Source organism: Thalassospira sp., assembly GCF_040218635.1.
In the GTDB taxonomy this organism is placed as follows: Bacteria; Pseudomonadota; Alphaproteobacteria; order Rhodospirillales; family Thalassospiraceae; genus Thalassospira.
This window is the reverse complement of record NZ_JAVJRB010000007.1, coordinates 117,109-141,604: the sequence shown is the minus strand read 5'-3', so window position 1 is coordinate 141,604 and position 24,496 is coordinate 117,109. Positions and strand designations below refer to the sequence as shown.

Below are 24,496 nucleotides of genomic sequence, written 5' to 3'. Positions count from 1 at the left end.
TGATTGATTAACTGACGCAGGAAACCGGCATGCGTGAAATTCTAATCACTGGACGGTTCATGCATTCCGGTTTATCGAAGCGTCATGACCACGACATTGACATTGCTTATCGGCCTGTTTTTCTCGGGCCTGACATCCGCAACCCTCCTGCCCGGCACGTCTGAGGCCGCCTTGGCGGCACTGGTTGCATCAGGCGATCATGCAATATGGCTATTGGTGATTGTCGCCACGGCGGGAAATGTTTTGGGGTCCTTGGTGAACTGGGCGCTGGGGCTTTATGTGGATCATTTCAAAAACCACCGCTGGTTCCCGATATCACCCGATCAGCTTGACCGCGCATCGCACTGGTTTGCGCGCTATGGCCTTTGGTCGCTTTTATTGGCCTGGTTGCCGATTATTGGTGATCCGCTGACCCTGTTTGCCGGGGTCATGCGGGTGCGGTTTATTCCGTTTCTGATCCTTGTCACCATCGGCAAGGCCGCACGATATGCGATGATTGCGGGGGGCGCGACCTTCCTGATCTCAGCCTTTGGCAGCTAAAAACATCGAAATATTTCTGTATCAACGATAAATAAAACCATGTTTTCATTCGAAATATTAAAATTAAAACCACTTTAAATTTAAATATAATAATATAAATCAATTGTAATTATTCACAGTAAATGTTTCCCTTTTACATAACAGATCCGTGAAAAATGCTTTTCATAATCTTGATAAAAGGAATTTTATTATGTCAATTACAATTGCCTCATGGGTAAAGCCCGGAATTTGGGGCGGCATTGTCGGTGCTGCGCTTATTGCTATTATCGGTTTCAGCACCGGGTCTGTCGTCTCGGGTAGCACGGCCGAAAAAATGGCCGACACCAGCGGCAAGGAATCCGTTATTGCGGCAATGGCGCCGGTTTGCGTCGCCCAGTTTCAAATGCTGACCCCGAACAATCAGACCGAACAGCTTGCTGCCTTGAAAGAAGAAGCTTCTTACAAGCGCGACGATTTCGTCATCGCCAAGGGTTGGGCCACAATGCCGGGCAGCGAAACAGCAAGCAACGACATCGCAGAACGATGTGCATCGCTTCTGATGGACCTGACGGCAAGCTAAACGCGCCGCCCTATCGGCAATCAATCCTTGCCCAAGATCATATCTTCGCAACCGGATCAGCATTCGGTTGCGATTTTTTTTGCGTAATTCCTGCAAAGGGCAATTTTGTTCAATAAACGCGCCCCAGATCAAGGCAGACTTTGAACATATAAAAACCACCCAAGGAAACGCCTGAATGCTCGGTTTTAGCGCCACCATGAGCCTTTATCTTTCAATGGCGGCATTCGCCCTTGCCGCTTCGATCACCCCCGGCCCGGTCAATATTCTGGTCCTGAGTTCCGGCGTGCAATACGGCTTTCGCCCGTCGCTTCGCCTTGTTTTCGGGGCAACGGCGGGGTTTTGCCTGTTGTTGTTGCTGATCGGGCTTGGCTTACATCAGTTGCTTGAAACCTTCCCGCACCTGACCACAATCATTCAGTGGGCGGGTGTGGCGTTTTTAGTGTTCATGGCCTGGAAACTGTTTTCAAGCAGCGGCGAACTTGGCAAAGGCGACACGAATTCCGGCCCATCGGCCCTGACCGGGGCGGTGATGCAATGGCTTAATCCCAAGGCATGGCTGGCCTCCATCGCCGGGATGGGCGCGTATGCCGCGTCCGGTGCCCCGACCCTGATCTGGGAATTTACCGCAATTTACTTTGTGGTCTGCTTTGCCTCGGTCGCGTGCTGGGCCTATGCCGGGGCGTTTTTATCGCGCTTTCTGGGTGATCCGTCGCGCATTCGCATCTTTAACCGCGTGATGGCGGCATTGCTGGTGGCCAGCGCGCTGTATCTGATTTTGGGATAATCCCCCGCAGTTTGCATTTTTTGCACAGCCCAAGATGCAATCTGCGGCCTTAAAGGCGGGTGGCCATCGTACCCGCCTTCTTTTTTAGTTAAATCTATGCCGCCTGCGCGCGGGCATATTGCCGCGGGGTTGCCGCCATCAGGCGTTTGAAGATGCGTTGAAAATGCGCCTGATCGGCAAAACCGGTTTCAAGCGCAACATCGACTATTCTTTGTCCACGGCGCAAAGCATGCCGCGCACGTTGTACCCGGCAATTGATCAGATAGGCATAAGGCGTCATGCCAAAAGTCTTCTTAAAGGCGCGGACCAGATAAGACCGGGAATAGCCCACCAGTCCGGCAAGTTCATCAAGACTGATCGTTTCGGCATAATGGGTGCGAATATAATCGCCCACCATGTTCATTTTCCAATCAGTGATCGCCCCGATCCCGGCATCAAGCACGCCCCGCTGGCTCAGCTTTACATGCAGATCGCCAAAGAACGATACCAGTGCGGTTTCCTTGCCAAGGATATCAATATCGGCATCAACCAGCGTGTCGGCCAGATCCAGCAACCCACCATAAATCCGGGGATTGTGGCTGAGCGTGTCGGAAAACATCGCAAATTTTCCGGCTGCATCGGCATCGCTTTCAATTTGCACATCCAACAGCCAGTCCGGATCGACAAAAAGCATATCATAACACCAATCCGCCCCCGGCACCGGATTGCAGCCATGGACATCTTCCGGGTTCAGGATCACGACCGACCCGGCCTGCGTTTCATGGGTTTTGCCGCGGTTCCAATAGGTGCTAAATCCCGCATTCACCGTACCGATTGAAAAGGTATCGTGGCTGTGGCGTTCATAACAAACCGCATGCCCGTCGGCCACACGCCGCAACTCGACAAACGGCAAAGCCGCGTCGCGCCAGAAATGCTGATTACGGGTGTTGGGTGCTGCCATCAAACGTGATCTTGTTGCGATTGGGGTCAAAGTCGATAAATTCAAAGATAGGTCAATTTCCCCGGTGGCGCCAGTCGCAGCCTGTGCTTATAGTGCCCCAAATGTTCGATGATCGTTCCGAAGAGTCCCAACCGCGATTTATGCCGCCCAATGCGCCCGTGATGGTCGTTGGATTGCGGCATGCCGTGTTTTTGTCCCCCGATGGCGAGATCGAAGAACTCCCGCACGGGGCGGCCGCCAAAAAGGCGCGATCAACCCGGCCGATCCTGGTTCATACCCCGGCCTGCGCCCGGCGTTTGAAATCCGATCCGTTTCCGGCCCATGATTTGTTGGAACTTTTTGCCTTTGTCCGCCCGGCACAGTTTTGTGTGCCGACCCCGCGCGGCATTGCGCTGGCCACCGGGCAAAAGCCATCAGACGATTTAATCGGACAGGCCGAAGCATTGGCCGAGGCCATGAAGCGATTGCTTCAGGAACTCGCCACCCTTCATCGCAATAAACGCGCGCCCGCCACATCAATCGCATGGCCGATGGCGCGCGGGCATTGGCCGTGGGGCATGTCGGTTCTGGCCGCCCTTGGTGCGGATGGTGATGGTCCGCATCGTTATGCGGTGTATGAAGGACTTAAAGTCTGGAAAAAGCTTGGCGAATGGGCCGAACATGCCCCGCCCCCGCCACCGGCCAATTATCCGGTGGATCCCAAGGATGCCCGTAAACGCCTGAAAGAATTGCTAGGCGATGGGGCGGAAGAACGCCCGCAACAGGCCGATTACGCGTCATCGGTTTGCTCGGCCTTTGGCCCGCGTCTTCATGATGGCGCCCCCAATATCGTTCTGGCCGAGGCCGGGACAGGGACCGGCAAAACATTGGGCTATGTCGCCCCGGCGTCCCTTTGGGCACAAAAGAATGACGGGGCGGTGTGGATTTCGACCTATACCCGCAATCTGCAACGCCAGATTGATCAGGAACTTGATCGCCTGTATGACGATCCCAAGGATAAGCGTCTTAAGGCCGTTGTCCGCAAAGGCCGGGAAAACTATTTCTGTCTTTTGAATTTCGAAGAAGCCCAAAGGCCGCTGAACCAGCAACCGCATCAAGCCACCCCGCTGGGTCTGATTGCGCGTTGGGCATTGCATACCCGCGATGGCGATATGGTGGGTGGTGATTTCCCCGCCTGGCTGACCGAACTTTTGGGCAATCGCTTTACCGGGGCCCTTGCCGATCAGCGCGGCGAATGCATTTATGCCGCCTGCCCGCATTATTCACGCTGCTTTATCGAAAAGACCGTGCGCCGTGCACGTTCGGCCGAAATCGTGGTGGCCAACCATGCGCTGGTGATGGTGCAAGCCGCCCTTGGCGGGCTTGATGATGCCTCTATGCCAACCCGTTATGTGTTTGATGAAGGCCATCATTTATTTGATGCCGCCGACAAGGCCTTTTCATCGCACCTGACCGGGATGGAAGGTCAGGAACTCCGCCGTTGGTTACTGGGTGCTGAGCAAAAAGGATCATCGCGCGCACGCGGTCTTAAACAGCGGCTTGAAACCCTGATCCTTGATCGGGATGAGCTGCGCGATGCGGTCAATGCCGTGATTGTCGCCGCCCAATGCCTGCCGGAACAGGGATGGTTATCGCGCATTCATGATGGATCGCAATATGCCAAGGGTCCGGCGGAATTGTTCCTTGCCCATGTCCGCGCGCAGGTTATGGCGCGATCTGCTGAAGGGGATCGGGGTTATTCGATTGAAACCGATTGCAAGCCGGCCCTTGATGATGTGTTGGCCAGTGCGGCCGATCTTGATCGCGCGCTGGAAGCGATGGAAAAACCGGCCAAGGCGCTGATTAAAATCATCGCCTATATGCTGGATGAAAAGGCCGATGAACTTGAATCGGCCGAACGCCAACGCCTTGATGCCGCGATCCGATCCCTTGAACGCCGTGCGATCATGCAGGTCGCTGCATGGCGCGAAATGCTGTCATCCTTAGTCGATGAAACGCCGAAAACCTTCGTCGACTGGTTTGCGATTGAACGCCAGTTTGGTCGGGATTTTGATGTCGGCATGCACCGCCATCACCTTGACCCGACCCTGCCCCTGACCTTGGCACTGGCCCCGACCGCCCATGGCATGGTGGTTACATCCGCGACCTTGCGCGATGGCACAGGCGATGATGATTTCGACTGGGCCGTGGCCGAGGACCGAACGGGGGCGGCACATATGCCGCTTCCTGCCATCCGGGCGGCGATGAAAAGCCCGTATAATTACCGCGAACAAACCCGCGTTTTCATCGTAAATGATCTGGGCCGGGATAACCCGGACCATATTGCTGCGGCTTACCGCGAACTGTTCTTGGCATCCGGCGGCGGGGCACTTGGCCTGTTTACCGCCATCACGCGGCTGCGCGCAATTTACGAACGCCTGACCGGGCCGATGGATGATGCCGGATTGCAATTGCTCGCCCAGCATATTGACGGCATGGATGTCTCGACCCTGATTGATATTTTCCGGGTCGAACGCGATGCCTGCCTGCTCGGCACCGATGCAGTACGCGACGGGGTCGATGTGCCGGGTGATAGCTTACGCCTGATCGTCTTTGACCGCGTGCCTTGGCCGCGTCCCGACATCCTGCACCGGGCCCGCAAATCAGCCTTCCACGGCGCACGCTATGACGACATGCTGACACGTTTGCGGATGAAACAGGCCTTTGGCCGACTGGTGCGCCGTGCCGAAGATCGCGGAGTGTTTGTCCTGCTTGATAACCGCATGCCATCGCGTCTTTTGGCGGCGTTTCCTGAAGACGTTGAAGTCCAGCGTGTTGGATTGCGTGAGGCGATTGAGCAGACGCGCGCATTTCTGCATCCGAACGAGACTTAACGCCGCGCCTTACACCTCATCGCGTTATTCCGCCATTATGTCCGCATCAATATCATGCTTGAGCGCAAGCCGGAGCGCATTGAGGATGGCAATCACATCAATGCCTTCCTGCAAAAGCGCGCCCGCGACCGGGGTGATATACCCCCCTGCCGCAAAGCCCATGGCAACAATGGACAGCACCATGCCGCCAATGACGCTTTGCAGAAGAATGCGACGCATCGCCATGCTGATGTGAAGAAGTTCATCCACCGTGGCCAGTGATGCTTCGGGGATCACCGCACCAGCAGCATCGGCGGTCACGGCACTTTCTTTGCCGAACGCTATGCCAACCGTGGCAACGGCAAGTGCCGGGGCGTCATTGATGCCATCGCCCATGAACAATGTCGGGGCCTTGGCGGTTTCGGCCCGGACAATAGCGACTTTTTGCTCCGGGCTTTGCGATGCCAGACTTTCGGGAATGCCCAGAAGATCGGAAAGATAGCTGACCTCGCTTTCGCGGTCGCCAGATACCAGCATGACCTTTTTGAAATGATGAATGTCACCCAGATGGCCGACAAAGCTTTCGCCCTCCGCCCTTGGCGTATCGCGGAAACGGAATGTCGCGCCATATTTACCATCGATCAGCACCACACATTCAAGTCCTGCGGCGGTTTCGGGCAGAAGTGCCGCAATATCCGGATCAGACTTCATCAGTTTATTCCGATGGGTCACTGCAACCTCATGGCCATCAGCCTGCCCGCTTAACCCCTGCCCCGGCTTTTCCGACGCATGGGAGACGTCATCAAGCGGCAGGGTGCGGTCCCTGGCTGCGGTCAAAACGGCTGAGGCCAGCGGATGCTTGGAATAGCGTTCCAGACTGGCTGCAAGACGCAAAACCAGATCGCCCGAAAATTCCGGACCGGGAAGGACTTCCACCAGTTCCGGTCGGCCATAGGTCAGCGTACCGGTCTTATCAAAAATGGCGGTTTGGCAAGTCGGCAACCGTTCCAGCACAGTCGGATCACGAATGACGATCCCGCGCCTTGCCGCGATGGAAATCGCACTCATCACCGTGATCGGAATGGCAATCAAAAGAGGACATGGCGTTGCGACCACAAGAACGGCCAAAAACCGCGATGAATCACCGCTGAGATAGCCCACCAAAAGTGCAAATAAAAGGGCCGCCGGAGCAAACCACGCGCCGATCTGATCGCCAAGTCGGCGGATATGCGGGCGTTTTTGCTCTGCCTCGGCCATCACATTCATGATCTGGGCATATCGGGAATCCCGGGCGCGCTTTTCCGCCCGAATGATCAGAACGGCTTCGCCATTGATTGCGCCCGACAGCACCGCCGTTCCCGGTGCCTTGGCCACCACATAGGGCTCCCCCGTCAGATAGCTTTCATCCATGCTGCCGTGGCCATCGATCACTGTGCCGTCAACCGGAGCGGTTTCGTGCGGAAACACGGCAATCTGATCACCAATCTCGATGTCATCAAGGGCGATATCGACAATCTCTCCGCGTGCCGTTTTGCGGTGCGCTATGCTGGGCATGCGACGTGCCAGCGCATTAAGTGCCGAGGATGCCTTGCGCATGGCAAAGCTTTCGAGAACCTGCCCGCCAGTCAGCATCAGAATAATCAGGCTGGCCGCCAGATATTCGCCCAACCAAACACCCGTGACAAAGGCAATGGCCGCAAGAAAATCCGCGCCCATTTCACGCCGCAGTAACTTTAGGGCAAGCTGGGCGAGGATCGGCACCCCACCAAACACAAACAGCACAAACAACGGAAAATCTGGCGCATGAACGCTGCCAATCATCTGAGGCCCGAGCCACAGAACGGCGAAATGGGCGATCAGAGCACAAAGGGTAACAATCAGGATCGCACGATTAAGGCCCGGCGCGGACAAGGTGCTGTCTAGGCGTTCAAGAACTGTGTCAGCTGCATGTTTCGCCATGATCATCTCCCGAAAGTGGTCAGTTGATCATGGCGCAGTTTCATCCCCCGCGCCATTAGCTGTGTCAAAGACATCAACGGCATGCGATGTTATAATTTGTCGGAAATTTTGCGATCTAGCCTTGGGAAACCTTCCCCATCGCCATCGACACCATCAGGTAACTAAAGCCCGATGACAAAAGATTGACGCCCAAAAGCAAACCAATCGCCCATGTCGCGGAACTTGGCAGTTCGGCAAAGATCAAAACGCCGGCCAAAATCGCTACCCCGCCGGAAAACAGCATCCATTTCCAACCGGGAAACTGGCTCAGCCGCGATGCCATCAGGATTTCAAGCAAGCCTTGCAGGATAAAGGCAATCGCCAGCAACACCGTTAGGGTCACAATCCCCCCCAACGGGAAGAAGGCCAGCCAAACACCGATCAATCCGAAAATAACCCCTTGGACAATATCGACACTGCGCCGGGTTGGCGTATCGGCATTCCATGCGCCGTAAAAATGACCAATCGCCCCGATCAGGAACAACCAGCCAATCACGGTTTTAAAGGCAATTGTCGTGGCAAAGGGAAAAGCCACCGCAAGAATGCCAAGCACCAGCATGATCACGCCAACATTGCGCAACCGTTTGCGCCCTTTGTCCAAAAGCCCGCGCATTTCGGGCGTTCCGTCATTTACGATCTGTGTCATGATCAGATTCTCCCAAGGACAATTCACCGCGCATGAACGTGAAAAACTCAATTTACAGTAGCTCAAATAACAACATGCGCACACTAAAAGTTCCATCCCCACAACGAGATGGCCAGGGTCAGCTTTAAAGTCCCGATGTTTTCTCTCAGAAGACACAATCACCCTGACATAGCGCAGCAGTCTGGAGCGATTATAAAGAAACAGTGATAACTGGTTCACAATTGCAGGCTTTGACAGGCGGGTTTCAAAGGTCTATTGAAATCTCGTATCTTTCCAATATGGATAGAAAGCCGTGTCCGTCACCCGCAACAACAATCCGGTCGTTCGACGCACGCTGTCACTCTTTGTCGGGTGGCTGTTGTTGGTCAACGCCTTGATGTTCGGGTTCATGCATGCACCGGTTGCCTTGGCCTCAGTACCAAGCGGCGCGGAAGCATCCGAGATGGTCTATGTTCCGCTGATCATTTGTACGGCCAACGGGATCAAAACCATTTCGGTCCCGGCCGACATGGCCAAAAATGGCGGCACATTCCCCCACAGTTCAGACGCCTATGAAGGGTTCCAATGTGCCAGTTGTGGCCTTGGCAACCATGCGGTTGGTTTGCCGGTTGAACCGGAATTGCCCGTTTTACATCGGCTGAAACTTTCCAATCAGGTCACTGCCCTTCACATCACCGCACGGCTGCATGATTTCTGCCCGATTGCGGCCTCGCCGCGCGCACCGCCTGCGGCCATCTGATCTTGTTTTGGCTCCATTGGGCTACTGACGCCACAGATGCGTCCGAATGCCGCGAAACGTGATCAGAACCCATCCTTTTTGCCCATCCAAACGGGCACTTATCCCGGATGCCATGCCGGGTTCACAGACTGGTGTCGATACGCGACCCCGCCTTTGCCGCGTATCTTTATTTTGCCAATGGGGGAAAACCCATGAACAAAGAAGACGCCCTGACCGTTCTGGAAAAACTTGCTGAACCTTCTGCCTTGAACCTGCCCGCGGATGCCAGCATCGGTCATCATGCCGATGATCAGTCCTTTGTCTATTTGCTGGCAACCGGACTGGCACTTCGGTGTAAATATACCGAAGACGGCGAAAGACAGGTTTGCCGGGTCTATCGACCGGGAGATCTGATTGGTCTGGAAATGCTTGCCGTGACCGATCCGTCGCTTGTGATCGAAACCATTTCGCCGTCCATGATCAAACGTATCCCGATCAGCCGGATACGCACCGCCCAGCAAACAGATCAAAAGATACAGGCCGCCGTCATGTCGCTTCTGGCAAGCGAGGTGATGGATGGCCAGCAGCTTAAGATCAGTTTTGGCACCGGATCGGCGATGCGCCGCATTTGCCGGTTCCTGTTATGGGCATCGCACAAGGATCAGGTGGCCCTGCCCAACCGCGAAAAGCTTGGCAATATCATCGCGACAACCACCGAAACCGCCAGTCGCATGATCGCCAATTTGCGGCGCGACGGGGCCATTTCCAAAAACCCGGTCATGCCCGCCATCATGCAGATCAACCGGGCAAAGCTGTGCAAAGGGGCCGGAGATGCCCAGCAGCAAACAGCGGCCTAGGATCATTTACTGATCAAGAACAAACCAAAGGCGCACGGGACAAATCCGGTGCGCCTTTTAAAATTTTACCCAATGTCCGAAACAGCACGGCCTAATGCGGGCCCATCCCCTGATCAAGCGGGAAATGGGTTGGTGTGACCTTGTTCGATTTCAAAAGGCTTTCCATATCACCGGCTGAAATTGGCTTGCTGAAATAGAAGCCCTGAACTTCGTCCACCCCTTCGGATGCAATATGTTCAAGCTGGGTTTCGGTTTCGATCCCTTCAACATTAACAGCCATGCCAAACGATCTGGCAAGGAAGACAACGGCGCGGACAATCGCGGCATTGCCATCCGAACTATCAATATCAATGATAAAGGATCGGTCGATCTTGATTTTGTCGACCGGGAACCGTTTCAGATAGGCCAGCGACGAATAGCCGGTACCGAAATCATCTATCGCAATCCGGATCCCCTGATTGCGCAAAATGCCAAGGGTAATGGCCGCTTCGCGCGGATTGTCCATCACCGCACCTTCGGTTACTTCAAACTGCAACTGGCGCGGATCAAGCCCGGATCGGGACAAAACATCGCCGACACTTTCAATCAGGTCTTCATGGCGGGCAAGTTCAAGCGGCGACAGATTGACCGAAATGGTCAAATCACCATATCCGTCATCAAACCATGCACGGGTTTGATCGCACGCCCGGTTCAGCACCCATTTTCCGATATCGGCAATGATCCCCATCCGTTCGGCAACCGGGATAAAATCAACCGGGCTGACCAGACCGCGTGACGGGCTGAACCAGCGGACCAAGGCTTCCATCCCGATGATGCGGTGCCCGCCCATATCAATGATCGGCTGATAGAACAGTTCCAGTTCATCATTTTCAATTGCGTGGCTCAGGTCGCGTTCCATCGCCTTGCGTTCCTGAACCTCAACCTGAAGCTTGGGTTCAAAGAAATGGTAACGATTGCGGCCTTCAGCCTTGGAGCAATAAAGCGCAAGGTCGGCATTGCGCAAAAGGTCTTTTTCATCGCGCCCGTCTTGCGGATACATACATATCCCGACCGAAGTCGATGCCTGAACTTCGTTGCCTTCCAGCATGAAGCGTTCGGAAACCCGTTCAATCAGGCGCTGCGCAACAAAGGTGACTTCTTCGATTGATCCGGGCTCATGGATCAGAACGGCAAATTCATCCCCGCCCAAACGCGCCACGACATCTTCATTGCGCAGACACACCCGCATGCGTTCACCCACCCCCTGTAAGAGTAGGTCGCCAATCGGGTGGCCAAGCGTGTCGTTGATGTCCTTGAAGTTATCAAGATCAAACATCATCAGAACGAAGTTGCGTTTTTCGCGTTTGCTGCGCTCGACCGCAGCGCCAAGGCGTTCCTGAAACAGGGTCCGGTTGGGAAGACCGGTCAAGCCATCATGATGGGCAAGGAACTGAATACGGGCTTCGCTGCGTTTGCGATCGGTAATATCCGTGATCGATCCTTCGATCAGATGCGGGCGACCATGCTCATCGCGCACCAATCGGGCATTTTCCTCGACCCAGATAATCTTGCCATCGGTTCGGCGCAGTTCGGTTTCATACCCTTGAATCAAACCGTCGCGCAACAAACGCCCCGTCAGGCGCAACCGGCTTATCGGGTTCAAATAATGGTTTTGAAGTTCTTCTTTCTGGGCCATCAGTTCATCAACTGATTCATATCCCAAAATTGAAACGAATGCAGGATTGGCCGACAGAACCTGACCCAACGGCAAACTTTGATAAAGTCCCTCGGCCGAATTTTCAAAAATGCCACGGAATTTTTCTTCGGCATAGCGAAGCGCGCGTTCGACCGACAGCTTTTCGGTTACGTCCTGCCCGATGCAGATCACACCGGCAATATCACCATCTTCGCCAAAATGCGCCCGCGCATTCCACTGCAAAAGCCGGACCTCGCCATCGCGGCGTTTGAATGAAAAAACTTCATCCTTGATGATTTCGCCTGACATCAATCGGCGTACCGCCATGCGGACCCGCGCACGGTCGCTTTCAATCAACAGGAAATCAAAGAAGTTCTGACCGGCAGCTTCCATCCAGGAATAGCCGAACGTCCATTCACATTCGCGGTTATATTCTAAAATGCGCCCGTCGGAATCAAGGAACATGATCACGCTGCCAGCGGTCTGCACCAGTGCGCGATAGCGTTCCTGACGACGGCGCAAATCATATTCCGCCTGCCGGTTTTTGGTGATGTCGGTAATGGTTACGCTGTACCCAAGCAGCCCGCCACCTTCGCCGCGAATTTCCGTTGCGTTGAACCGCACCCAGATCTGACTGCCGTCGGAGCGGCGCATTTCGATATCGCGGGCATGGATGCCTTTCCCGGATGCCAAATCGCGGCGCAATTGCAGCCGGTCACTGTCCTGGGCATAAAAGGTTTCCGGGCGGCGCAAATAGGCCTGAATGACGCTGCGCACCGAATCATAGCTGAACAATGCCGCCGTCTCGTCATTGACATTGGTAATCGTGCCTTCGGCATTCAGGTCGATAATACCGTGAACCGCATGTTCCAGTGCGCGGCGATAGCTTTCCTCGCGCGTGCGTTCCTGACCGAAAAGAACGATGTAGTCAGCGCCAAAAAGCGGCATGCATTGCCACTGAAAGAACCGCTGACCATAATGGACTGTGCGTGAATTTTCGGGATCAAACTGCGGGCCATCCTGATTGACAAGATCGCGCTGATCACTGGGATGGGCCAGCGCAAGCGGCGTTGACAATCCCATTTCCAGCACGACCTTTTCGGCCGCACTGTTGGCGCATCGCAATTCGCCATTGCGTTCAAAGATCAAAACAGGCTGGGGGGAAATCAGGCTACCGATGCCTGACGAGATATCATTATCCATCACCACCAGACGGATATAGTCCTGCCCGCCAAGGGTTAATGGCCAGCCAAACAAAACCCGTTCAATGCCGTCAACTTCACTGGTCCGGCTATGATAACCGCCAGATTCAAGAATTTCGTTTGAAAGTTCAGGAAGAAGTTCCGGGAGACCGCCCAAGCCATCGGTTTCGTACCAATGTGATTCATCGAGAACCGGCTTGAACCATGGGCCCCATGCCGAATTGACAAGCAGACGCTTCCCGACAGGATCATATACTCCTGAAGGCATGCGTAAATGGCTGATCAACGCTGTCAGTGTCCCAACAGAATTGATTGCGTTGATGTCTCCCATAACCGCTTTGATCGTCATTTTCGTTATCGCTGCGCGACCATAACTGCTACCCCATGCCCTGCAAAGGCAAATCTTGCCTTACAATGCCAAGCACCCACTTTATTTTCGCTATTGTTTTGTAACGGCTTCATTTTTCTGTCCGACCTATCCATGCACATCATTTGATGCGTATTTCACCCCAGATCATCGGCGCAAACAGAATGAGCGGAATTTCACTACGTAATCATTAAAATCCCGAAAATTTAATCGCTTAACTGTTGCCGACGGATTGTTATCGGCTTACCCTTTAGCTGTCCAATGGTTGTCACAACATGTCGTTGGGAACGTCAAAGGTCGAGATAGACTGCGTTTCTGGCAACCTTTTCGGGAAGGAGCAACCAACGTGATTTCGCATCAAGATGCCTTGATCTACACAATGGTTATGGTTTCGGCCGCCGATAATGACATTACCGACGCTGAACTTTCCGCAATGGGCCGTCGGGTCCGTTACCTTCCGATCTTTGCCGGTTTTGACAATGACGGTGTCACCAGTGTTGCCCGTGATTGCGCCAGCTTGCTGGGCGAAGAAGACGGTATGGATCGTGCCCTGGACCTTATCCGTGATGCGCTGCCGCGTAAATTGCGCGAAACGGCATATGTCTTTGCCTGCGAGATTGTTCTGTCAGACAGTGAAATCAGTCAGGAAGAACTCCGTATTCTTGAACTCCTGCGCCACCGGCTTGATATTGACCGCCTTGTTGCTGCGGCCATTGAACGGGCCATGGCGGCACGCTATGTTCGGCCCGGCGATTTTTAATTCCGGGTTCCGGTCATGTGCCTTGCCAAACGGTAAGGCCGTTCACCTAACCCGTTTGGCCCGCGCGCCAAAAGACAGCAGATTTAGATAAACTCTGAACCCAAACATTCAGGAAACAGCAAAGCCATCTGATCAAATTCGTGTCTCACAAAGCGCATTTCGGAGTTCCATTCCTTGAAATCGCAGCTTTCCTTGACGCCACAATGTGATATGGCCTAGCCGACATTTCTTGCCACACCTGTACCGATCCGGGCACAGGGTGGTTCTGTATCGACCAACCTGATATTGCCCACCGCCAAAAAGGGACTACAGCCATGACCGCTCTTGCCGGGGAAAAAATCGCCTTTATCGGACTTGGACTGATGGGGCGCCCAATGGCGCTGAACCTTGAGAAGGCCGGTGCAGTCCTGACCGTAAACACCCGTAATCCCGAAACGCTAAACGCCTTTGAAGACCTTGGCATCGCAACGGCAGGCACCCCTGCCGATGCTGTGGCCGATGCCGATATTGTCATCATTTGCGTTGCCAATACCGTCGCGCTTGAGAACGTTCTTCTGGGCGAAGACGGCATCATTGACGGCATGGAAGAAGACACCATCGTCATCGATATGGGCACAACGGCCGTTGACGCCACACGCCGTTTCGCCGATGTGGTCGAAGAAGCTGGCGGCACATGGATTGATGCCCCGGTATCGGGTGGCACCCACGGTGCGGAAAGCGGCACACTTTCGATCATGGTCGGTGCCGATGAAGACGATTTCAACCGCGTTCGCCGCATATTTGAAGTTCTGGGATCGCGCGTGACCCATGTTGGTGATGTCAGTTCCGGCCAGATTGCCAAGGCCGCCAACCAAATGATCGTTGGCATCACAATCGGTGCGGTTGCCGAAGCCTTTTCCATGGCCGATGAAGCCGGTGTTGATCTTTCAAAACTGCGATCCGCCCTGACCGGTGGCTTTGCCGATTCTGCAATCTTGCAAAAGCACGGCGAACGCATGATCGAACGCAACTTCGAGCCGGGCGGCAAAGTCGTCACCCAGCGCAAGGATCTTTTCCAGGCGCTTGAGTTTTCCGAAGGCGAACTGGGCGTTGAACTGCCCTTCTCGCGCCTTGCCATGGAACTGTATGACGAAGTCATTGGCATGGGCGATGGTGATCTTGACCATTCAGCCCTGATCAAAGTCTATGAAGAAGACTGATCGACAAAATATTGAACTTGTTTCCGTCCTGACCTGCCCGGAATGTGGTCATCAGGTACGCGAAACCATGCCTACAGACGCCTGCCAGTATTTCTATGACTGCAAGGGATGCGGCGTTGTACTGCGTCCGCTTGCGGGTGACTGTTGCGTATTTTGCTCCTACGGCACTGTGCCCTGCCCACCGGTGCAGATTGATGGCAAGAATGCCGGGTGCTGTGGCTAACCTGGTTTGTGGCTGCCAAACCGATACAGATAAAGCCGGTCTGGCCCGGATGTCATCGGCACTTCGCCAAATGCCTGCCAGCCGGGAATGGCAAAGGCCCGCGAAATCACAATCGCCCCTTTGTCCATACGGGCGGATAAAACATCACCGACATCCCCCATCACCCGTGGGTCGAGAAAACACACAACAACCTCGCCCGGATCGCGGTCGATCTTGCGGAAATCGCCACGGATCAGCTCAAGATTGGGAAGGGCGGCCACAACCGCCCGCATCCGGCTGATGGCAAAGGGAATGGGCGATAATTCAATCCCCGTGACGCGCACATCGGGCCGTGCCCGTGCAATTGCAATGGCAAGATCCCCCCACCCTGATCCAAAGTCGGTCACACTCTTTGTGTCAGACGGGATATAGGCAATGATTTCATCAGATGCGACACGCAATGTCGGCATCGGAACGGATCGCAACCTGATGGCATAAACCGCAATCAGCGCCAGAATAATCATCACGAAAACAAGTACGGATAAATCGGTCATCGGCCTGCAATCTGTGTTAAGTTCCGCCAAAGACAGTCGTGCCACAGCGTGGTATGTGCTGCAACATACATTGATCCCCATTTCCAGAAGATACCGATATGAGCCAGCAAGATACGGAAGACCGCGTTACCGAGCTTGAAACAAAGATCGCACACATGGAAACCGTGGTGAACGACCTGTCCGATATGATCAAATCCCAATGGGATCGCATTGATGTTCTTGAACGCCGCAATAAATTAATGTCGGAAGATGTTAAACGGATGGGCGATTATATGCGTACATCACCAGAAGACGATGCACCACCGCCACACTACTGATCCTTGGTACATCCGTCCGACGACCGCTAGGCCGCCATAATCAAGCGAGACTGATGTGACCAATCTGTATCTGGATATCCCTGTATTTGACGACTTCGCCAAAGTTCTCGACGCGTCGATTTACCATGAACTTCCAGATGACTGGTGGGTCGGCACATCCGATATTGTCGGATCAACCAAGGCGGTTGCCGCGGGCCGGTTCAAGGATGTCAATATGGTTGGCGCATCGGTCATATGCGCGGTCAGCAACGCCCTTGGTCATTCAGATTATCCGTTCATGTTTGGTGGCGACGGGGCAAGCTTTGCCTGCCCGCCCGATCACATCGATGCCGTGCGCGATGCCATGGCCGCAACCGCAATTTGGGCAGTGGAAACACTCCAGCTTGATCTGCGTGTTGGCCTGACCCGGATTTCTGAAATTCGCGCAAGCGGTCGCAGTGTGCGCGTTGCCCGCTATGCGGTTTCTCACCCGGTGTCCTATGCCATGTTTAATGGCCGTGGCATGCGCTGGGCCGAAGATCAGATGCGCGCAGGCCATAACGTCATCCCCCCCGCAGCCCCCGGAACGCGCCCCGATCTGACCGGGCTTTCATGCCGTTGGTCCCCGATCAAGGCCGAAGGAACCGATCAGATTCTGTCGATCATTGTTCAGCCCGATGAAGACCGCGACAAATTTAACGCCGTGGTATCGGGCCTCTTTGAAATCCTTGATGACAGCCCGCGCAAAAGCAGCCCGGTTCCGGAAGACGGCCCGGACTTTGCCTTTCCGCCACCGGGATTGAAACTTGAAGCCCGGGCGACCCAGCATAAAGAAGGCGGCTATGTCAAAGCGTGGTTCAAGGCATTTTACATTGCCTTTATCGCACTGATTTTGATGAAAACCGGCTGGAAGCTTGGCGAATTTGATCCAAAACGCTATCGCGACTATACCGGCTACAACACCGATTTTCGCAAATTCGGCGATGGCCTGTGGATGACGGTGAATTGCACCGCCGCCCGCGGGGCCAAGATTGATGAATACCTCAAAGCTGCCGAAGAACGTGGCGACATTCATTTTGGTACCCATCATCAACGCACTGCGATCATGACCTGCATAGTGCCATCCATCACCAATGATGCCCATTTCCATTTCCTTGATGGCGGCGAAGGCGGCTATACCGCAGCTTCATCCGTCTATAAGGCCAAAATGGCCCGCACACAGGCAGCGTCCTGATCTATCAAATTCATCAAATGCGCAAAGATTATCAGCTTCATAAGTCGAATGAATTGGACGCATAAGCCAACAGCGTTCAAAATCGCCGCCAAATACATATTCGCCCCACGGAGACAAATCTATGCGCCCCACCGAAAATGCCGGCAATTCACCCGGCACACCTGCTGCTGTCAGCCCGACACGCCTGACACTTGCGCGTGCGACCAAATGGTTCCCATGGCTGGTTTTGCTGTGTGGCTGTCTGGTTTTATCGCTTAATCTTGGTGTGCGTCAGTCGCTTGGCCTGTTCATTCCCGATATGCTGAACGATACGGGCTGGAGTGCCACGACCTTTGGTCTGGCCTTTGCCATTCAAAATCTGATGTGGGGGATTTCAGCCCCCATCGCCGGTGCCATTGCCGACCGGTTCGGCACGACCCGCACCCTGATTGGGGGTGGCCTTGTTTATGCGCTTGGTCTTTATCTGATGGGGACGTCTGCCTCGCCGGGGGAACTTCATCTGACCGCAGGTTTCCTGATCGGAACCGGGGTTGGCATCACAAGTTTCCCTGTTGTCCTTGCCGCCATCAGCCGCGTTTTCACGGCTGAAAAACGAAGCCTTGCTCTTGGTCTGGCGTCTGCTGGTGGTTCTGTCGGTCAGTTGGTCATGGCGCCAACCACGCAGGCGCTTAACAGCTCCTTTGGCTACGTCGCCGCCCTTGTGATCCTGGCAGGCATTTCAATGCTGATCATTCCGGCGGCCTTTGCGCTCACCGGCAAGGCAGAAGGCAACAGCCCGACGGCAACACCGGATTTGGGACCACAAGGCCTGATCGCTGCCTTCCACGAGGCCCGCAAGCATCGCGGCTTTGCCCTTTTAAATGCCGGGTTCTTTGTCTGCGGTTTTCACATTGCGGTCATCGCCACACACCTGCCGACCTTTACCGAGCTTTGCGGCCTGCCGCGTTCGGTTGCAGCCGAAGGACTGGCATTGATTGGCCTGTTTAACATCATTGGTACGTTGACGGCGGGTTGGGCCGGTGGCAAATGGCGCAAGAAATATGGCCTGTCATTCATTTACGGCATGCGGGCCGTGGTTATTGTCATCTTTATCTTTGCGCCCAAAACGTCTGAAACCATCTTGCTGTTTTCGGCATCGATGGGCGCACTTTGGCTATCGACTGTCCCGCTGACCAGCGGATTGATCGCACAGGTCTTTGGCCCGCGTTACATGGCAACGCTGTTTGGCATTGTGATGTTTTCCCATCAGATCGGTGCGTTCTTTGGCGCATGGATGGGCGGCCTTGTCTATGACCTGACCGGTAATTTCGATGCGGTCTGGTGGGCGTCTGTCGCCCTTGGCGTATTTGCCGCACTGGTTCATTTGCCCATTGATGACAAAGAACTGCGCAGCGCGCCCAAGCCCGCCTAACAGGTTAAGGTCTTGGTATGAATTGCCACTCGGAAAAGTTCTGACCGAGATGCTTTAGCTTGATAGAAGATCATTGATGGCCGGGCCGTGACGAGATATTTCCCGTCACGGCCCGGTTTCATTCTGGATCAATCCATCGTCACAAGAACCTTGCCGCGTGCCCGGCCAGATGCCTGACGGGCAAAGGCATTGGCAAAGTCATCCAACGGCACAACCTGGTCGATCAGGGTTTTAAACCCGTTTGTGCCGATTGACGACATCACGGATCTTAACCGCACGCCATCCGACATATGAAAGACAAAACTGGCTGTCACATTATGTGCACTGGCCAGCGCCTCATCAGGGGGTGCAACAAGCGACAGCAACTTGCCCCCGCTACGGAGCACACCAAACGATTTTTGCTGTGTCTCGCCCCCGACGGTGTCAAGCACCAGATCGACATCAGAAAGCATCTCGGCGAAATCATCACTGCGGTAATCAATCACCTGATCCGCCCCCAATGTCCGGGCAATCTCAACACCATCGCCCGAGGCCGTCGCAATCACCCGCGCCCCCAAGGCACGGGCCAACTGGATTGCAAAACTGCCTACACCACCGGCCCCGGCATGGATCAGAACCGTCTGCCCGACCTGAAGATCGCCAATCTCCAAAAGCGCCTGCCATGCTGTTCCCGCCGCCGTCGGAATGCCCGCAGCAGTTTCAAACGACACGGAATCGGGCACAGTTGCAAGTTGCTTCGCGGGAATGCAGGCAAAGGCTCCAAAGGCTCCTCCGCTTACAGGATCAAGGCGGGCAACGACTTTATCGCCTTTTGACCAGCCGGTTACATCCGTGCCAACGGCCTCAATCGTCCCGGCAAGGTCGGAGCCAAGCGTATAGCCAAACTCAAGCGGGAAATAGTCGTGCAAAACCCCGGTTTGGAGTTTGACATCAAGCGGATTAAGGGCGCTGGCATGCACACGGACCAACACATCATCCGGCCCGATTTCCGGTACGGCAATGTCACGGATCACCGGCACCTCATTATATCCATCAAGTCGTACGGCTTTCATTGTGCAGCATCCTTTTCACCAAAAGGAAACGCCCCGACCTGAAAGAACCAGCCAAACCAATCTTCAAGATGCCAGGTATGGGTCAATCTTCCGTTTTCAAGATAATGAAATTCATGAATGGGCATGCGGAATGACTTTCCGGTTGGCGCCACACCGAACCACTCGCCACGATGGGTTCCGGTGATTTCAGCCCGGACAGCAACCCGGCCCGGTGCCCCGATCATTTCGTGGATGGTGATCTTCAGATCGGAAAAGGCGTCACGGAATGCATTGATCAATGGCTTCATGCCATCCCGGCCCGGCTGCTGTCCGGGGGCAAGTGGAATATCCTGCCAATCGCTGGTGACGGCTTCATCAAGAAGGTCAGTGCTTTCGGAAAACGACCGGTAAAGCAGTTCGATGGCTTTGCGGTCGGTATCTGAAACGCCAAATATTTTTGGCTGTTGGAATGTATCAGTCATTGTCGTTTTTCCATTTCGGATCGTTGAATATGGAAAAACACTACTGCCCGCCGCATTATACTAGAAATCGATATAACATATATGGCATCATCCATTTCATGGATTTACACGGGATCGACCTTAACCTGCTGGTGGCCTTTGATGCCTTGATGGCTGAGCGTAATGTAACGCGCGCAGGCATCCGGATCGGGCGCACACAACCTGCCATGAGTGCGGCTTTATCACGGTTGCGCGGATTGCTTGGCGATGAGTTGTTTATTCGCAGTCCCAATGGTCTTCAGCCCACCCCGCGTGCGATCGATCTTGCCGAACCGCTGGGACATGCGCTTGCCGAAATTCAGCGGACACTCGACTTCACCCAGACATTCGATCCGACGACCTCGACCGCAACATTTTCCATCGCCCTGTCCGATCATCCAACCTTCAAAGTTCTCCCTGTGCTGCTCAATGCCTTGCGTGAAAAGGCACCGGGCATCACTCTTCGCATCGGCAGTTTCACAGCACGCGACGATGCAATTACCCTGCTTGATGCTGGCGAAGCGGATCTGACGATTGGCGTTCCTCCGTCTGCGACCGGTCGCATATTGACCCGGCCTTTGTTCGAAGAACACTTTGTCTGCGTCCTTCGCCGCACCCATCCCGCCGCCTCCGCCGCACTTGATCTCGACACGTTCCTGTCTTTGTCGCATTTGCTGGTATCGCCGGAAAATGAACGGTTTGGTCTGGTTGATTCCGCACTGGCACGCATGGGCCACAAACGCCGTCTTGCCGTGACCCTTCCGAACTTATATGCCGCCCCGCCCTTGATCGCGCGATCCGATCTGATCGCCACGTTGATGCAGGGTGTGGTAACAGCGTCCGGACATTCCCATCACCTTGCCATCAAACCATGCCCCATCGCGATTGACCCCGTTCCCTTCGCCCTGGCATGGCATCGGCGCAATGATGTCCATCCGGCCCAACGCTGGTTTCGCGATTTCATTGCCGGGTTGGATTTGGCATGAGATTTCGCTCGGTTTGGCCATGCATTCCAAGCCGTGATCGACACCTCAATACGCCCTCTTTCTTCCCTGCCTGATTTCAGTTAAAACCCGCCCATGGACAAACCGATATACATCACCCCCGAAGGCCTTGACGCCCTGCGCGCCGAACTCGACCATCTTTGGAAAAAGGACCGGCCCGAAGTCGTCGCCGTTGTCCATTGGGCGGCAGGCAATGGCGACCGTTCGGAAAATGGTGATTACATCTATGGCAAGAAACGCCTGCGTGAAATTGACCGGCGCGTCCGATACCTCCGCAAACGGATCGAAGATGCGGTTGTTGTCCGCCCGGAAGAACAACCTGATCATTCCCGTATCTTTTTCGGTGCGACGGTCAAATATATCAATGCCCGCGACGAAGAAAAAACCATCCGCATCGTTGGCGAAGACGAAGCCGATAGCCTGAATGGCTTCATCAGCTGGGTGTCACCGGTTGCCCGTGCCCTGATGAAGGCAGGTGTTGGCGATGTCGTCACCGTCCGCACCCCGGCGGGCGAGGATGAGCTGGAAGTGCTGGAAATCAGTTATCCGACCTGATTGGAAACATCGGCTACACCAGTTACATCCGGCTTTTAACCCGACGTGTCGGCTCCGCCTGCAACGGATCATCGGGCCAGTAATGTTTGGGATAGCGTCCCTTCATTTCTGATTTGACCTGTGCGTATGATCCGTTCCAGAACCCGATCAGATCGCTGGTGATCTGGATCGGGCGTTGTCCGGGCGATAATAAATGCAAGGTCACGGCGACCTTTCCACCGGCAATTTTGGGCGTCTCGGTCGCGCCGAACATTTCCTGCATCCGCACCGGCAAAGCAGGATTTTCACCACTATAATCAATGCGGATATTTGATCCGGTGGGCACTTGCAAATGGGTCGGAGCCAGTCGATCCAGTTCCTGTCGCTGGTTCCAGTCAATCCCGGCCAAAAGGGCCTCGGACAGGTTAATCTGTTTAAGTTGTGTGCGCTTGGTCATCCCGGTCAAATACGGTGCCAGCCAGCTTTCAAGCGATGCCAACAACCCGGCATCAGACACATCGGGCCATGGATCGCCAACCACCCGGTGCAAGAAACCAAGCCGTTCACGAAGCCCATCAGATGCCTTATCCCACCCCAGACAATGAAGCCCCGATTTTCGAATGCCTTCGATCATTGCCGACGCAATCGCATCGGGATCAGCTTCGTCATGGGTGGCTTTTTCATCTAGAACCAACGCACCAATTTTACGCTGCCAACGTGCCTGCACTGCATTTGATTGGCTGTCCCAGAAAACTTCGGTGCCTTCGGTAATCTGGGTGGCAAAATGGAGTTCAAGCGTTGCACGGGCCAGTGGGGCGGCCAAATAAATTTTGGCTTCGCGCGCCTGCCCGTCCAGTTCGGCCACCGCGATATAGGGCTCGGACGCCAAACCGTCATTATTGGGCAAAACACCGCCGCGTCCACCTGACAGGCGATAACGGGCATCTTGTCCTTTGCGTCGCTCGCCAATCCGGTCGGGATAGGCAAAGGCCAGAAGCAACCCCACTTCATCGGCGCGATCAACTTTGCCACCAACACCCGCAGATGACCCAAGCAAGCTTTGCTTCATCAGCATCCCCAAACGCCGGGCAAGCTGCTTGGCGGCCTCAACGATCATTTTCGGCGCTTGGCCTTTTTGTATTGCTTCAATCCGCAATCGCAAATCTGCCCCCCGCCCGCGCATAAAATCGCGATCCGACAGTAAGGCGGCCAAGGCACACGCCACCGGGTCCAGTCCAAGTTGCGCCCCACGCAACATCATATGCGCCAAGCGCGGATGGACCGGCAACCCCGCCATCGCGGTTCCCATGGCGGTGATGCGGTTATCGCTATCAATCGCTTCAAGCCCGCGCAACACATCGCGCGCCTGATCAATTTTGGCTGTATCTGGGATATCAAGCCACGGAAGGGATTTGGGATCGATCACTCCCCAGCGGGCCAGCTCAAGGGTCAGCGGCGCCAGATCGGCCTCGCTTATTTCCGGTGCGGTAAAGGCCGGGCGGGCGCGGTGTTCGTTTTCCGCCCACAGGCGATAACACACACCCGGCTCCAACCGTCCGGCACGGCCACGGCGTTGTTCGGCACTGGCCTGGGATGATTTCACGGTTATCAAGCGGGTCATGCCCGATGCCGGATCAAACCGCGGCAAACGTTGTAACCCGCAATCCACCACCACCCGGATACCATCAATGGTCAATGAGGTTTCAGCAATCGCGGTTGCCAAAACCACCTTGCGCTTGCCATCCGGTGCCGGTTGAATTGCGATATCCTGCGCGCGGGCATCCATCGCGCCATAAAGCGGGGCGATTATGACATCTGCGGCAACCGATTGTTTTAAGGATGCTTCGACACGGGTGATTTCGCCCTGTCCGGGCAGGAACGCCAAAATTGATCCGCTTTGATCATGAAGGGCGGTTTTGATCGCGGATGTCATTTCAGCATCGATGCGGATATTGCCCCAATTATCGGGTTTCGAAACGATATATGTTGTCTCGACCGGATAGGCTCGACCGTCACTGGTGATGACCGGACAATCGCCCATCAGGGCGGCAATCGGATCGCCATCAAGGGTGGCGGACATGACCAGAATGCGCAAATCATCACGAAGTGCACCTTGGGTTTCAAGGGCAAGGGCCAAGCCAAGATCGGCATCAAGCGATCGTTCATGAAATTCATCAAAGATCACCGCGCCAATGCCGGTCAGTTCCGGGTCATCCTGAATCATGCGGACCAAAATACCCTCGGTCACGACCTCGATCCGGGTTTTGGCCGATACCTTGGCATCGAACCGCACGCGATAACCAACCCGGTCCCCCACCGCCTCGCCCAAAATCTGGGCCATGCGCCGTGCCGCAGCCCGTGCCGCCAAACGACGCGGTTCAAGCATAATGATCTTCTGATCGCCCCGCCATGCAGCGTCCAACAAGGCCAAGGGCACCTTTGTCGTCTTCCCCGCGCCCGGTGGGGCTTGCAACACGGCATTGGTGCCGTTTTCGAGCGCAGAACAAAGGTCTGGCAGGACTGCATCAATGGGTAAAGCAGGAAAGGCGTTGGACATGCGCGACTTTCGGTTGGATGAAGGTGTTGAGCATCTATCTGCTGCGGTTATTTATCAAATCGCTATCAAGCGTCAC

The 24,496-nt window shown here is 54.8% G+C and carries 22 protein-coding genes; 14 read left to right on the top strand and 8 right to left on the bottom strand.

All coding sequences use genetic code 11. The features are described from left to right. Positions 1–84 precede the first annotated feature (84 nt). The 3 genes from RIC05_RS07070 to RIC05_RS07060 all read left to right on the top strand — a co-directional run bounded on the left by RIC05_RS07070 (position 85) and on the right by RIC05_RS07060 (position 1,883). A complete protein-coding gene (locus tag RIC05_RS07070; protein ID WP_350046493.1) occupies positions 85–540 on the top strand; it encodes a YqaA family protein in 456 nt (151 codons plus the stop codon). A 190-nt stretch (positions 541–730) separates the two neighbouring features. After that, positions 731–1,099, top strand: coding sequence for a hypothetical protein (locus RIC05_RS07065; protein WP_350046492.1), 369 nt, complete (start codon positions 731–733; stop codon positions 1,097–1,099). Positions 1,100–1,274: 175 nt separating this feature from the next. Next, positions 1,275–1,883 (top strand): LysE family translocator, encoded by a 609-nt coding sequence (locus RIC05_RS07060; protein ID WP_350046491.1) that lies wholly within the window; start codon positions 1,275–1,277, stop codon positions 1,881–1,883. Between the two features lie 94 nt (positions 1,884–1,977). Here RIC05_RS07060 and RIC05_RS07055 read toward each other — a convergent pair whose 3' ends face one another. Continuing rightward, positions 1,978–2,823, bottom strand: coding sequence for an AraC family transcriptional regulator (locus RIC05_RS07055; RefSeq protein ID WP_350046490.1), 846 nt, complete (start codon positions 2,821–2,823; stop codon positions 1,978–1,980). A gap of 101 nt (positions 2,824–2,924) precedes the next feature. On the opposite strand from RIC05_RS07055, the gene RIC05_RS07050 reads away from it, so the two are divergent. After that, a complete protein-coding gene (locus RIC05_RS07050; RefSeq protein WP_350046489.1) occupies positions 2,925–5,696 on the top strand; it encodes an ATP-dependent DNA helicase in 2,772 nt (923 codons plus the stop codon). Between the two features lie 24 nt (positions 5,697–5,720). Here the strand turns inward: RIC05_RS07050 and RIC05_RS07045 are convergent, their stop codons facing one another. Then, complete coding sequence (locus tag RIC05_RS07045; protein WP_350046488.1) at positions 5,721–7,634, bottom strand: heavy metal translocating P-type ATPase; 1,914 nt, start codon at positions 7,632–7,634, stop codon at positions 5,721–5,723. A 115-nt stretch (positions 7,635–7,749) separates the two neighbouring features. After that, positions 7,750–8,319, bottom strand: coding sequence for an HdeD family acid-resistance protein (locus tag RIC05_RS07040; RefSeq protein ID WP_350046487.1), 570 nt, complete (start codon positions 8,317–8,319; stop codon positions 7,750–7,752). A gap of 292 nt (positions 8,320–8,611) precedes the next feature. Between RIC05_RS07040 and RIC05_RS07035 the strand changes: the two genes are divergently transcribed. Continuing rightward, the gene (locus tag RIC05_RS07035) at positions 8,612–9,058 is read left to right on the top strand and encodes a DUF2946 family protein (RefSeq protein ID WP_350046486.1); all 447 of its coding nucleotides are present in this window, start codon (positions 8,612–8,614) and stop codon (positions 9,056–9,058) included. 191 nt (positions 9,059–9,249) lie between these two features. Then, complete coding sequence (locus RIC05_RS07030) at positions 9,250–9,894, top strand: Crp/Fnr family transcriptional regulator (RefSeq protein ID WP_350046485.1); 645 nt, start codon at positions 9,250–9,252, stop codon at positions 9,892–9,894. A gap of 91 nt (positions 9,895–9,985) precedes the next feature. On the opposite strand, the gene RIC05_RS07025 is transcribed toward RIC05_RS07030, so the two are convergent. Continuing rightward, a complete protein-coding gene (locus tag RIC05_RS07025; RefSeq protein WP_350046484.1) occupies positions 9,986–13,120 on the bottom strand; it encodes a sensor domain-containing protein in 3,135 nt (1,044 codons plus the stop codon). 364 nt (positions 13,121–13,484) lie between these two features. On the opposite strand from RIC05_RS07025, the gene RIC05_RS07020 reads away from it, so the two are divergent. From RIC05_RS07020 to RIC05_RS07010, 3 genes are all read left to right on the top strand, one after another. Next, entirely contained in the window at positions 13,485–13,898 is a 414-nt protein-coding gene (locus RIC05_RS07020) for a tellurite resistance TerB family protein (protein ID WP_350042036.1), read from the top strand. 224 nt (positions 13,899–14,122) lie between these two features. After that, positions 14,123–15,097, top strand: coding sequence for an NAD(P)-dependent oxidoreductase (locus RIC05_RS07015; protein WP_350046624.1), 975 nt, complete (start codon positions 14,123–14,125; stop codon positions 15,095–15,097). Further along, positions 15,084–15,320 (top strand): GDCCVxC domain-containing (seleno)protein, encoded by a 237-nt coding sequence (locus RIC05_RS07010; RefSeq protein WP_350046483.1) that lies wholly within the window; start codon positions 15,084–15,086, stop codon positions 15,318–15,320. Before RIC05_RS07015 ends, RIC05_RS07010 begins: the two co-directional genes overlap by 14 nt. Here the strand turns inward: RIC05_RS07010 and RIC05_RS07005 are convergent. Further along, positions 15,317–15,853 carry an SAM-dependent methyltransferase gene (locus RIC05_RS07005; protein ID WP_350046482.1) on the bottom strand — a complete coding sequence of 179 codons (537 nt, stop codon included), beginning with the start codon at positions 15,851–15,853 and terminating at the stop codon, positions 15,317–15,319. The two genes, RIC05_RS07010 and RIC05_RS07005, sit on opposite strands and share 4 nt — an antisense overlap. A 98-nt stretch (positions 15,854–15,951) precedes the next feature. Between RIC05_RS07005 and RIC05_RS07000 the strand changes: the two genes are divergently transcribed. From RIC05_RS07000 to RIC05_RS06990, 3 genes are all read left to right on the top strand, one after another. Continuing rightward, positions 15,952–16,170, top strand: a complete 219-nt coding sequence (locus tag RIC05_RS07000) for a SlyX family protein (protein ID WP_350042040.1) — start codon at positions 15,952–15,954, stop codon at positions 16,168–16,170. A 55-nt stretch (positions 16,171–16,225) separates the two neighbouring features. Further along, positions 16,226–17,383, top strand: a complete 1,158-nt coding sequence (locus tag RIC05_RS06995) for a DUF3095 domain-containing protein (protein WP_350046481.1) — start codon at positions 16,226–16,228, stop codon at positions 17,381–17,383. A gap of 121 nt (positions 17,384–17,504) precedes the next feature. Further along, complete coding sequence (locus tag RIC05_RS06990; RefSeq protein ID WP_350046480.1) at positions 17,505–18,794, top strand: MFS transporter; 1,290 nt, start codon at positions 17,505–17,507, stop codon at positions 18,792–18,794. A 128-nt stretch (positions 18,795–18,922) separates the two neighbouring features. Here the strand turns inward: RIC05_RS06990 and RIC05_RS06985 are convergent, their stop codons facing one another. Then, positions 18,923–19,846, bottom strand: a complete 924-nt coding sequence (locus tag RIC05_RS06985; protein ID WP_350046479.1) for an NADP-dependent oxidoreductase — start codon at positions 19,844–19,846, stop codon at positions 18,923–18,925. Further along, positions 19,843–20,307: an ester cyclase gene (locus RIC05_RS06980; RefSeq protein ID WP_350046478.1), complete on the bottom strand. Its 465-nt coding sequence runs from the start codon at positions 20,305–20,307 to the stop codon at positions 19,843–19,845. The genes RIC05_RS06985 and RIC05_RS06980 overlap by 4 nt, the downstream gene beginning before the upstream one ends. Before the next feature lie 98 nt (positions 20,308–20,405). Here RIC05_RS06980 and RIC05_RS06975 point away from each other — a divergent pair, with 98 nt between their 5' ends. Next, positions 20,406–21,311: a LysR family transcriptional regulator gene (locus RIC05_RS06975; RefSeq protein WP_350046477.1), complete on the top strand. Its 906-nt coding sequence runs from the start codon at positions 20,406–20,408 to the stop codon at positions 21,309–21,311. 93 nt (positions 21,312–21,404) lie between these two features. After that, positions 21,405–21,884, top strand: coding sequence for a transcription elongation factor GreB (greB, locus tag RIC05_RS06970; protein ID WP_350046476.1), 480 nt, complete (start codon positions 21,405–21,407; stop codon positions 21,882–21,884). 22 nt (positions 21,885–21,906) lie between these two features. Here the strand turns inward: greB and hrpB are convergent, their stop codons facing one another. After that, the gene (gene hrpB / locus RIC05_RS06965) at positions 21,907–24,420 is read right to left on the bottom strand and encodes an ATP-dependent helicase HrpB (RefSeq protein WP_350046475.1); all 2,514 of its coding nucleotides are present in this window, start codon (positions 24,418–24,420) and stop codon (positions 21,907–21,909) included. Between the last annotated feature and the right edge of the window lie 76 nt (positions 24,421–24,496).

Excerpts from the sequence above, each read along its gene's own strand:
- RIC05_RS07070 (WP_350046493.1), top strand. The coding sequence starts at position 85 with ATGACCACGACATTGACATTGCTTATCGGCCTGTTTTTCTCGGGCCTG.
- RIC05_RS07065 (WP_350046492.1), top strand. The coding sequence starts at position 731 with ATGTCAATTACAATTGCCTCATGGGTAAAGCCCGGAATTTGGGGCGGC.
- RIC05_RS07060 (WP_350046491.1), top strand. The coding sequence starts at position 1,275 with ATGCTCGGTTTTAGCGCCACCATGAGCCTTTATCTTTCAATGGCGGCA.
- RIC05_RS07055 (WP_350046490.1), bottom strand. The coding sequence starts at position 2,823 with ATGGCAGCACCCAACACCCGTAATCAGCATTTCTGGCGCGACGCGGCT.
- RIC05_RS07050 (WP_350046489.1), top strand. The coding sequence starts at position 2,925 with ATGTTCGATGATCGTTCCGAAGAGTCCCAACCGCGATTTATGCCGCCC.
- RIC05_RS07045 (WP_350046488.1), bottom strand. The coding sequence starts at position 7,634 with ATGGCGAAACATGCAGCTGACACAGTTCTTGAACGCCTAGACAGCACC.
- RIC05_RS07040 (WP_350046487.1), bottom strand. The coding sequence starts at position 8,319 with ATGACACAGATCGTAAATGACGGAACGCCCGAAATGCGCGGGCTTTTG.
- RIC05_RS07030 (WP_350046485.1), top strand. The coding sequence starts at position 9,250 with ATGAACAAAGAAGACGCCCTGACCGTTCTGGAAAAACTTGCTGAACCT.
- RIC05_RS07025 (WP_350046484.1), bottom strand. The coding sequence starts at position 13,120 with ATGACGATCAAAGCGGTTATGGGAGACATCAACGCAATCAATTCTGTT.
- RIC05_RS07010 (WP_350046483.1), top strand. The coding sequence starts at position 15,084 with ATGAAGAAGACTGATCGACAAAATATTGAACTTGTTTCCGTCCTGACC.
- RIC05_RS07005 (WP_350046482.1), bottom strand. The coding sequence starts at position 15,853 with ATGACCGATTTATCCGTACTTGTTTTCGTGATGATTATTCTGGCGCTG.
- RIC05_RS07000 (WP_350042040.1), top strand. The coding sequence starts at position 15,952 with ATGAGCCAGCAAGATACGGAAGACCGCGTTACCGAGCTTGAAACAAAG.
- RIC05_RS06990 (WP_350046480.1), top strand. The coding sequence starts at position 17,505 with ATGCGCCCCACCGAAAATGCCGGCAATTCACCCGGCACACCTGCTGCT.
- RIC05_RS06985 (WP_350046479.1), bottom strand. The coding sequence starts at position 19,846 with ATGAAAGCCGTACGACTTGATGGATATAATGAGGTGCCGGTGATCCGT.
- RIC05_RS06980 (WP_350046478.1), bottom strand. The coding sequence starts at position 20,307 with ATGACTGATACATTCCAACAGCCAAAAATATTTGGCGTTTCAGATACC.
- RIC05_RS06975 (WP_350046477.1), top strand. The coding sequence starts at position 20,406 with ATGGATTTACACGGGATCGACCTTAACCTGCTGGTGGCCTTTGATGCC.
- greB (WP_350046476.1), top strand. The coding sequence starts at position 21,405 with ATGGACAAACCGATATACATCACCCCCGAAGGCCTTGACGCCCTGCGC.
- hrpB (WP_350046475.1), bottom strand. The coding sequence starts at position 24,420 with ATGTCCAACGCCTTTCCTGCTTTACCCATTGATGCAGTCCTGCCAGAC.